Source organism: Martelella sp., assembly GCF_984369615.1.
Genome location: NZ_CFHTCS010000148.1, coordinates 1 through 9,970, shown reverse-complemented (window position 1 = coordinate 9,970; position 9,970 = coordinate 1). Strand labels below are relative to the sequence as shown.

At 61.2% G+C, this 9,970-nt stretch carries 8 protein-coding genes and 1 pseudogene; 8 read left to right on the top strand and 1 reads right to left on the bottom strand.

The window, feature by feature from the left end:
- From AC5DC2_RS12895 to AC5DC2_RS12865, 7 genes are all read left to right on the top strand, one after another.
- On the top strand, nt 1-1,044 hold a 1,044-nt coding region (locus tag AC5DC2_RS12895), incomplete at its 5' end, for a DNA gyrase C-terminal beta-propeller domain-containing protein (protein ID WP_491698763.1).
- Between the two features lie 131 nt (nt 1,045-1,175).
- Nucleotides 1,176-1,670, top strand: coding sequence for a pantetheine-phosphate adenylyltransferase (gene coaD, locus AC5DC2_RS12890; RefSeq protein WP_491698762.1), 495 nt, complete (start codon nt 1,176-1,178; stop codon nt 1,668-1,670).
- Nucleotides 1,671-1,707: 37 nt separating this feature from the next.
- The gene (locus AC5DC2_RS12885) at nt 1,708-2,286 is read left to right on the top strand and encodes a peptidylprolyl isomerase (RefSeq protein ID WP_491698761.1); all 579 of its coding nucleotides are present in this window, start codon (nt 1,708-1,710) and stop codon (nt 2,284-2,286) included.
- 123 nt (nt 2,287-2,409) lie between these two features.
- A complete protein-coding gene (locus AC5DC2_RS12880) occupies nt 2,410-2,910 on the top strand; it encodes a peptidylprolyl isomerase (protein WP_024707855.1) in 501 nt (166 codons plus the stop codon).
- Nucleotides 2,911-3,269: 359 nt separating this feature from the next.
- On the top strand, nt 3,270-4,340 hold the full coding sequence (queA, locus tag AC5DC2_RS12875) for a tRNA preQ1(34) S-adenosylmethionine ribosyltransferase-isomerase QueA (protein ID WP_491698760.1): 1,071 nt from the start codon (nt 3,270-3,272) through the stop codon (nt 4,338-4,340).
- Nucleotides 4,337-5,470: a tRNA guanosine(34) transglycosylase Tgt gene (gene tgt, locus AC5DC2_RS12870; RefSeq protein WP_491698759.1), complete on the top strand. Its 1,134-nt coding sequence runs from the start codon at nt 4,337-4,339 to the stop codon at nt 5,468-5,470. The genes queA and tgt overlap by 4 nt, the downstream gene beginning before the upstream one ends.
- 385 nt (nt 5,471-5,855) lie before the next feature.
- On the top strand, nt 5,856-8,519 hold the full coding sequence (locus tag AC5DC2_RS12865) for an autotransporter family protein (RefSeq protein WP_491698758.1): 2,664 nt from the start codon (nt 5,856-5,858) through the stop codon (nt 8,517-8,519).
- A gap of 219 nt (nt 8,520-8,738) precedes the next feature.
- Here AC5DC2_RS12865 and AC5DC2_RS12860 read toward each other — a convergent pair whose 3' ends face one another.
- Entirely contained in the window at nt 8,739-9,263 is a 525-nt protein-coding gene (locus AC5DC2_RS12860; RefSeq protein WP_491698757.1) for an invasion associated locus B family protein, read from the bottom strand.
- Between the two features lie 277 nt (nt 9,264-9,540).
- On the opposite strand from AC5DC2_RS12860, the pseudogene AC5DC2_RS12855 reads away from it, so the two are divergent.
- Nucleotides 9,541-9,970 (top strand): annotated as a pseudogene (locus AC5DC2_RS12855) (hypothetical protein); the annotation flags it as partial.

Here is a 9,970-nt window from a genome sequence, read left to right as displayed (position 1 = left end):
CACACGCCGGTGCTGTTCTTCTCCTCGCGCGGCATCGTCTACAAGGAAAAGGTCTGGCGTCTGCCGATCGGCACGCCGCAATCGCGCGGCAAGGCCCTGATCAACATGCTGCCGCTGCAGCAGGGCGAGGCCATTACCTCAATCCTGGCGCTGCCGGAGGATGAGGACAGCTGGGCCGAACTCGACGTGATGTTCGCCACCACCCGCGGCACGGTCCGCCGCAACAAGCTGTCGGACTTCGTGCAGGTGAACCGCAACGGCAAGATCGCGATGAAGCTCGATGACGAGAATGATCGCATCCTGTCCGTCTGGACCTGTACGCCAGATGACGACGTGCTGCTGACGACGGCGATGGGCCAGGCGATCCGCTTCCCGGTTCCCGCCATCCGCGTCTTCGCCGGTCGCAATTCCATCGGCGTGCGCGGCATCGCGCTGGCAGAGGGCGACGAGGTGATCTCGATGACCATTGTCAGCCACAACGACGCCGAGCCCTGGGAGCGTGCCGCCTATCTGAAGCGGGCGGCGCTCGAGCGCCGCACCGAGACCGGGGAGGGCGAGGACATCGCGCTTGTCGGCGAGGAGGTGACGGAAGAGGGCGAACTGAAGGATGATCGCTACGAGGAACTGAAGTTCCGCGAGCAGTTCATCCTGACGGTGACGGAAAAGGGCTTCGGCAAACGTTCGTCGTCCTATGATTTCCGTATCTCCGGCCGTGGCGGCAAGGGCATCCGCGCCACCGACACGTCGAAGACCGAAGAGATCGGACGCCTGGTGGCCGCCTTCCCGGTTCTCGACCGCGACCAGATCATGCTGGTCACCAATGCCGGACAGCTGATCCGCGTGCCGGTCGATGATATCCGCATCGCCAGCCGGGCCACAAAGGGCGTGACGGTGTTCAAGACCGGGGCTGACGAAAAGGTCGTCTCCGTCGAGGTCATCTCCGAACCCGAGGAGGCCGAACCCGTCGAGGAAGAAGGCGCGGAAGAGGCTCCGGCCGACGACGCACCCGCCGCAGCGACGGGCGAGGGCGACAGCGAGGACTGAGCGTCGCGAAGAAAATCTGAAAAGCCGGGCCATCATGCCCGGCTTTTCCTTTTCAGAGCCTTGCCGCAAAGCGACTTGCGGCTTGCCACATTCCGTGACAAAAGGCCGAGACCAAAACCGAGGCATGACGAATGGCAACGGCTTTTTATCCCGGTTCTTTCGACCCGATGACCAATGGCCACCTCGACGTGGTGCTGCAGGCGCTCAACATCGCCGACCGGCTGGTGCTGGCCATCGGCATCAATGCGGGGAAGAAACCGCTTTTCGCGTTCGAGGAACGCGCGGATTTCCTGCGCCGTGCGGTGGCCGAAAACCTGCCGGAGAGAACGAACGACGTCTCGGTCGTGTCCTTCCAGGGCCTCGCCATCGACGCCGCGCGGGACAACGGCGCCGGCATGATCATCCGCGGCCTGCGCGACTCGACCGACTTTGCCTATGAAATGCAGATGGCCGGGATGAACCAGTCCATGGCGCCGGACATCCAGACCGTTTTTTTGCCGGCAATGGCCCTTTCCCGTCCGATATCGGCCACATTGGTGCGGCAGGTCGCTGCCATGGGCGGCGATGTGGAGCGCTTTGTGCCGGATTTTGTGGCTGCCGCGCTGAAGGCGAAATTCCCACGCTAGAGCCCGGGTAGAGGCAATGAATTTCAAGGAGAAAACCATGAGGAAGACGATTGCGGGACTGGCTGCCGCCACGATGATGACGGCGGCCTCGATTGCAGGCGTGGCGCAGGCGCAGGACGGCGAGGACCTTCTGACGCTCAACACCTCGGAAGGCCCGGTGGTGATCGAGCTGTTCGATGAGGAAGCGCCGCAGAACGTCGCCCGCGTCAAGGAACTGGCTGCGGAAGGCGCTTATGACAACGTGGTCTTTCACCGCGTGATCGGCGGCTTCATGGCACAGACCGGCGATGTCCAGTTCGGCGACGCCGAAAACGGCTTTGACCTGGACAAGGCTGGCATGGGCGGCTCCGACATGCCCGATCTGCCCGCCGAATTCTCCGACATTCCGTTCAAGCGCGGCGTGGTCGGCATGGCACGCTCGCAGAACCCGAATTCCGCCAATTCGCAGTTCTTCATCATGTTCGATGATGCCCCGCATCTCAACGGCCAGTACACCGTCATCGGTGAGGTCGTGGACGGCATGGACAATGTCGACAAGATCAAGAAGGGCGATCCGGCCCAGAACGGCAAGGTCAGCGACCCCGACCGGATCCTGAGCGCGACCGTCAGCCAGTAACCCGTTTCGACATAGGGCGCCTGTCGATCTGATGGGCGCTCTATCCCATTTGTTTCAGCCGCATAATCCTGTCCATCCTCGCTTCACTCGGATTATGCTCCCGCTCAGCCACAGGAGACCCAGATGGCCGAAATCAAAGACCCGGAAAACACCTTCATCATGGAAACGACCAAGGGAAAGGTCGTCATCGAGGCGTTTCCGAATGTCGCCCCCAAGCATGTCGACCGCATTCGCGAACTGACCCGCGAGGGCGCCTATGACGGCGTCGTCTTTCACCGCGTGATCGCCGATTTCATGGCGCAGGGCGGCGATGTGGAGCATGGCAAGAAGGGCGGCAATGCTGGCCGCGCCGGTACAGGCGGTTCGGACAAGCCGGACCTTCCGGCCGAGTTCTCTTCCGTGCGCCACGTGCGCGGCACCTGCTCCATGGCCCGCTCGCAGAACCCGAACTCCGCCAACTCACAGTTCTTCATCTGCTTCACCGATGCCCCCTGGCTCGACAAGCAGTACACCGTCTGGGGTCAGGTCATCGAAGGCATGGACGCCGTTGATGCTTTCCAGAAGGGCGAGCCCGTGCGTGACCCGGACCACATCATTTCGATGAAGGTGGCTGCGGACGCTTGATGCGGGAAGAGGGCGACGCCCTCCTGTCAATCTCCCCCTCAAGGGCAGGGCCATCGCATATGGCGTAGCAGCTTGATCCCAATACTCTCTCCCGCTGGCGGGAGAGATGCCCCGAAAGGGGCAGTGACGGTGGTGCGGTGCTTCAGATCGTGAGAGCGCTCGCGGTGATAGGCTCCCCCCTCACTGTCGCTGTCGCGACATCTCTCCCCTCCGGGGCGAGAATATTAGGGGGCTATGCGGGGAGACCATATGCGATAGCTCTGCCCTCAAGGGGGGAGATTATTGAGCACAGAGCGCAACCAACAGACCCGCCCGGCCGAGGCCGGCGGGTTTTCGAATTTGAGAAATGTCCTGATACAATGCGCGTAGACCTCTTCGACTTCGACCTGCCGGATGAAAACATCGCCTTGCGCCCGGCGAGCCCGCGCGACAGCGCGCGGCTCCTGGTGGTGCGACCGGGCGAGGGGCTTGCGGACCATGTCGTGTCCGAACTGCCGACTTTCCTGAAACCCGGCGACGCGCTGGTATTCAATGATACGAAAGTGATCCCGGCGCAGCTCGAAGGCGTTCGACACCGCGAAGGCGGCGAGGAGGTGCCGGTCTCGGCCACGCTGCATCTCAGGAAGGCCGACAATGTCTGGCATGCCTTTGCCCGGCCGGGCAAGCGGATCAAGCCGGGCGACGTTCTGCGTTTCGTTTCCGCCGATCGTGCGACCACGCTTTCTGCGACGGTCGAGGAGAAGCGGGAAGGCGGCGAGGTGGCACTGACATTCGACGCCCGCGGCGGCGCGCTCGACGAGGCGCTGATGCGGGTCGGCCACGTGCCGCTGCCGCCCTATATCGCCTCCAAGCGGGCCGAGGACGGCAGGGACCGCGACGACTACCAGACGATCTATGCCCGTGAAAACGGCGCGGTTGCCGCGCCGACGGCTGGCCTGCATTTCACGCCGCGGCTTCTGACCGCGCTGGAAGAAGCCGGTATCGAGCAATATTTCGTAACGCTTCATGTCGGAGCGGGGACGTTCCTGCCGGTCAAGGCCGAGGATACCGACGACCACAAGATGCATTTCGAGCGCGGCATCGTCACGACGGAGACAGCCGAAGCCCTGAATGCGGTGAAGGCGCGCGGCGGGCGGATCATCTCCGTCGGCACCACCTCTCTCAGGTTGCTGGAAAGTGCCGCTGCCGGGGAGGGGACGCTTGGTGCCTGGGAAGGTGAAACCGGCATCTTCATCACGCCCGGCTATCGCTTCCGCGCCGTCGACATGCTGATGACCAATTTCCATCTGCCGAAATCGACCCTGTTCATGCTGGTTTCGGCCTTTTGCGGGCTGGAGACGATGCGCGCGGCCTACGCCCATGCGATCGAAACCGGCTACCGTTTCTATTCCTACGGCGATTCCAGCCTGCTCTTCAGGAAAGACGTATGAGCCAAGAATTTCAGTTCACCCTGAAGACCACAGACGGTAATGCCCGCCTTGGCGCGATTACCATGCCGCGCGGCGAAATCCGCACGCCGGCCTTCATGCCGGTCGGAACCGCGGGCACGGTCAAGGCGATGTATCTTGATCAGGTGCGTGATCTCGGCGCCGATATCATTCTCGGCAACACCTATCATCTGATGCTGCGGCCGGGCGCCGAACGCGTGGCGCGGCTTGGCGGGCTGCATTCGCTGATCCGCTGGAAATATCCGATCCTGACGGATTCCGGCGGCTTTCAGGTGATGTCGCTCGCGGCGCTGCGCCAGATCGACGAGAAGAAGGGCGTCACCTTCAAGTCGCATATCGACGGCAGCGTGCATCACATGAGCCCGGAGCGCTCGATCGAGATCCAGGGGCTGCTGGGTTCCGATATCCAGATGCAGCTTGATGAATGCGTCCGGCTGCCGGCGGAGCGGGCGGAGATCGAAAAATCGACCGAGATGTCGCTACGCTGGGCCGAGCGCTGCCGCGAGGCATTCGGCGACCAGCCGGGCAAGGCGATGTTCGGCATCGTCCAGGGGGGCGATATTCCGGACCTGCGCGTCCGCTCGGCGCGCGGGCTGGCCGATCTCGACCTGAAAGGCTATGCCGTCGGCGGCCTTGCCGTCGGCGAGCCGCAGGAGGTCATGCTGGCCATGCTGGAGACGACGCTGCCCGAGCTTCCGACGACAAAACCGCGTTACCTGATGGGCGTCGGCACCCCCGACGACATTCTGAAATCGGTGTCGCGCGGGATCGACATGTTCGACTGCGTGATGCCGACCAGGGCAGGGCGTCACGGCCTCGCCTTCACGCGCCGCGGCAAGGTGAACCTCAGGAACGCCCGCCATGCCGAAGACCTCAGGCCGCTGGATGCGGAAAGCTATTGCCCGGCTGCGCGCGACTACTCCCGTGCCTATCTGCACCATCTCGTGCGCGCCAATGAATCGCTTGCCGGCATGCTGCTGACCTGGAACAATCTCCACTACTATCAGTCTCTGATGCAGGGCATCCGCGCCGCGATCGCCGAGGGGCGATATGCCGACTTCATGGCCGAGACGCAGGAAGGCTGGGCGCGGGGCGATATTGCTCCTGTCTGACCATTTTCTCCGACGGCAGGGACGCGATGCCGCGCGTTGGATGCCATCCTCTTAGGTCAGAGACAATAAGGCCGAAATCACTGGATTTCCTGTCCGTTTCTACGCCATGTCCGGATAGGTTCAAATTTTAATATTAGTATATACTAATATACGTGCCATTAATGCAACATAAGTTGCAATATCGCTTGCTTGTAACCTCTCCTTGTACATTCCAGCTTCCCGGCCGATGCGTTCTATCACAATATCCGCGTGATGCCCGCCGGGGTTGCAAAATGCTCTTTCGGTCTGTTTGTCGCGCTGTCATCAGCATGCCCAGCAGCCGGCAAAGCAGTTCGGGCGGAGCAGCGGCACCCTTGTGGTCCGCGGCCATGACTGGGAGGAAACAATGACCACAGTAAAAACGAGACTGCTGCAATCAACCGCTTGCGCGGGAATCCTGTTGTTTGGTCTGAGCGGAACCGCGCTGGCCGAGAAGATTGAATTCTATCCGATCAGCACGGATCCAAGCGACTGGGTGATTGATCGCTATCCGACTGCAAGCTTTACGCGGCTTGATAGCTATATGGGACGGTCGAACGTCCTCACGCTGGAGACCCTTGGCTCGAAAGCGGGTTCAAACAGCTACTATCAGTGGGAAGGCTACTCGCAGAACACAGCCGTTCCTCCGGGTGATTCCTTTATCGGCGGCGACATTTATGTTGCCGATGGCTGGCGGAGCGGCAGTGATACGGACTATATCCGCACCAGTATCTGGGGCTCGACCATGACCGAAGAGGAGGTCGCGACCGGCAATTACAACGATAATGATGCTGTCTTTCCGATCATCCAGTTCACCAATCGGGACGGGCAGGGAAGGCTCGAAGTATGGGATACCAGCACGGATAACGGGTGGGTTGAACTGCCGGAAACGACCGGACTGATCAACTATTCCAGCTGGAACACGATCGACATGCGCCTGATGACGGATGTCGACGAAGAAGGCAACAGCGCCGTACACTATTATTTCAATAATGAGTTGATCTATATATGGGAACCTGCGCTGTCCTTGGACGACACAAGCCCCGAACAATTCTTCGCCATGTATCTGAAGAACCGGAACAACGGCGTGACCGACTTTACGTCCCACTGGTCTCGGTTGTTGTCAGGTCTGCTACTGCCGGAAGACGTCAACGAAATCGGCAACGCGCCCTACGATGTTCTGGTCGTCAACAACGATACACCGGTGACAATCGGCGCGGGCGCCACGATCGGCGGCACGCTGACGTCCAGGGGGACCTCGACCTATGACCAGGTCGTCACTCTTCAGCCCGGGGCAAAAATCTCGGGCGATCTGATCCTGCAGCATAGCACGGGCAGTTTCATCTCGGGCGCAGGTGAGAGGGCTACCGTCGGCGGTGACCTCTATGTTGAAAACGGTTCCAGCACGACCGGCGGCACGATTCAGAACAAGGTCAATGTGAACGGCCGACTGTTCGTGGATTATACGTCGAGGGCGGGAGGCAATCTGAACATCTCAGGCAGTGCGAGCAGTTCCGGCCGACTGGCGCCAGGTAATTCGATCGGTACGATCATCGTTGGCGGCGACCTCAACCTCGCGTCCACCTCGGTGATCGAAGCGGAAGTGGACCTTGCCGGGAATGCCGACCTGATCGCCGTCGGCGGCGTCGCCAACCTCGCAGGCTCTGTCGAAGTCGACACAATCGATGACTACCTTCTCGATCATGACTATGTGATCCTGACTGCGGCCGGCGGCGTCAACGGCGCGTTCGCATCATCGATGCCCGTTTGGGACAATGTCGACAATTATGCCTTCGTTGCACCCTATCTGCGTTACGATCCCAATTCTGTGATCCTGACGGTCGAGAGAAACGAACGGACATTCGCCTCGGTCGCCGAGACGCCAAACCAGGTCGCCGTTGCCAATGCGCTGGAGACACTGGGCAATCTGTCGCCACCGCCGACGCTCTACGAAAACGTCATCCTGAAAATGACCGTCGACGACGCACCGCTGGCCTACAGCGCTCTGTCGGGCGATATCTATGCCTCCAACAAGACCGTCATGATCGACCACACCGAATATGCCAGGGATGCGGTCTACGGCCGTCTGCATCAGGCTTTCGGCGGCAAATCGACGTCCTCGGTCGAGGTCATGTCCTATGCCGAGGGGGGCGACGACATGGTTGGCGGAAACCTTGTCGAGGAAAGCGCTTTCGGCGCCTGGGCATACGCCTATGGCGGCTGGAGTGAATATGACGGCAACGCCAATGCCGGCAGGCTCGACTCCTCCACCGGCGGCTTCCTCGCCGGTATTGACGGATCGATCGGCGAAAGCTGGAAGCTTGGCGTTCTGGCCGGCTACGGCTACACGTCCTTCGACAACAAGGGACCAGCTTCGGGCAATACGGATGGCTACACGATCGGCGCTTACAGCGGCGGCGAATGGGCCGCCGGCAAGTCCGGCGCCGTGGCCTTCCGTTCAGGCCTTGCCTACACCTGGAACACGGTATCGGCAGACCGTACGGTGAGCTTTCCCGGCTTCTACGACACAATGTCGAGCGATTACGATGCCGGGGCTTTCCAGGTCTTCGGGGAACTTGCCTATCGCTATGCCGCGGACGAAAACACCGAGGTCGAGCCTTATGCCAACTTCTCCTATGTCGGCCTGAACTCGGACAGCTTTACCGAGACCGGAACGACCGCAGCGGCGCTCAGCGTCGCGTCGGAATCGTCGAATACCTACTTCTCGACGATCGGCCTGCGGGCGGCTGCGGACTTTGTCGTCATGGGGCAGGCGGGCACCGAGGCCTATTTCGATGTCGGATGGCGGCATGCATTCGGAGATATCACGCCCAAGTCGACGGCCGCCTTTGCCGGCAGCGCGCCGTTTACCGTCTCCGGCGTGCCGCTGGCGGAAAACACGGCTCTGATCGGCGCCGGGATTGATTTTGCGCTCTCGAAACAGGCGAAGCTCGGCTTCGGCTATATCGGCCAGTTCGGCGATGGCGTCTCCCAGAACAGCATCAATGCGCGTCTGAACGTCAGCTTCTGATAAAGGTCGCTTTTTCTGAAAACTTCCGGCAACCGGGCGTTCGCGTCCGGTTGTTTCTGTTTGCGCCAGAAGGGACAGAGGGCACGGCACTGTCACAAGAAGACATCGACAAAAATCGCATAAGGTAGATTATGGAACTTATGCTATGCCGAAACAGAGAAAACGGCTCCGGACGGTCTGTTCGCGGAGCCGTTTGCATACGGGAAATAGTAATGCGACTTAACGCAATGCATTCAAGCGGTTGAAGGCGGCTGTGAAGCCCTTGAGTGAAATCGGATAATCGACCATCTCGTTGCCGTTGATCGGCATGCCCCTGATGTGAAGCGTGCCGCCGCTCTTCAGGCGATCGAGCATGTTGGCATCGATCGACACCGGAACAAAGCAACCCTGCGGCAGACAAGTCGAAAATCCGAATTTCGGGCCGTCGGTCTCCGCATCGATCGAAAGCGTGACGCCCTGGGCCAAGGCGAAGCCGAACGGCATCACGACGACGCCCTGGGCCTGATCGGCCGCCGGCGCATTGAGCTCGACGGAAATGACGCGCTGCCCGCCTTCCTGCGCAACCTGAACCTGAACCATCACGCAGCGATCCGCATCGCCGTTCGAGACGCATTCGACGCGCCAGTCCTGATAGGTTTCGCTGAGGGAGCTTGCGCCGTCCGGCAATGTCGCAGAGGCCGGGCTGAACGACGCGACGCAAAGGAACGCCGTGGTGACGATGGCTGCAAGACGACGATGGTTCAAGGGATTTCCTCCACGGGGATGTGCGTTCTGTTCTTCCCGGCGTCCGGCGCCGCGTTCGAACTTTCATTGTTTTCACAATAACACGATTCGTTTCCGAGGCTATCGCGCGAGACGGCCGGCGGCCAGGCCGAATACGGGCGTTGGCTTCGGGGCCGGAGCGGATCGTCCGCGCACCGGCCTCATTTTCGCTTCGGCAACGGCTTGCATGCGCGCCGCTTCGTGGCCATAGTCGCGGCAAATCGTCAAATGCGTAGCCCCAGACAGGAGCTCTTCGACAATGTCCTCCGACATGGACAGAACCGGCCGGCGCGGCGGCGCGGATGCCAATGAGCGCCCTCGCCCGCAAGTGCCTGATATTCATGCCATTCTTGGCGATGACAAGCCCCGGCGCGGCTTTCGTATGCCCTGGGGGGCGATCATACTCGTCGTCGTGCTGGCTGCCGGCGGCTATGCCGGCTACCGCTATCTGACGTCCGGCGATCTGCAGATCGTCGCGGCAAAGCCAATCTATGTCACACAGGAGGTCGAGCGCGGGCCGATGACGGTGACGGTCGCGGCCACCGGCGCGATCGAGCCGACGGTCAGGGTCGACATATCGAGCGAACTGTCGGGCACGGTGAAGGCCGTGCGCGCCGACTTCAATGACGCGGTCAAGGCAGGCGACACGCTCCTTGTACTGAAGACCGACGAGCTGAGGGCCGATATCC

Bases quoted from the DNA above. Each gene is read 5' to 3' on its own strand.
- AC5DC2_RS12865 (WP_491698758.1), top strand. From the start codon at position 5,856: ATGACCACAGTAAAAACGAGACTGCTGCAATCAACCGCTTGCGCGGGA.
- AC5DC2_RS12880 (WP_024707855.1), top strand. From the start codon at position 2,410: ATGGCCGAAATCAAAGACCCGGAAAACACCTTCATCATGGAAACGACC.
- tgt (WP_491698759.1), top strand. From the start codon at position 4,337: ATGAGCCAAGAATTTCAGTTCACCCTGAAGACCACAGACGGTAATGCC.
- queA (WP_491698760.1), top strand. From the start codon at position 3,270: ATGCGCGTAGACCTCTTCGACTTCGACCTGCCGGATGAAAACATCGCC.
- AC5DC2_RS12885 (WP_491698761.1), top strand. From the start codon at position 1,708: ATGAGGAAGACGATTGCGGGACTGGCTGCCGCCACGATGATGACGGCG.
- coaD (WP_491698762.1), top strand. From the start codon at position 1,176: ATGGCAACGGCTTTTTATCCCGGTTCTTTCGACCCGATGACCAATGGC.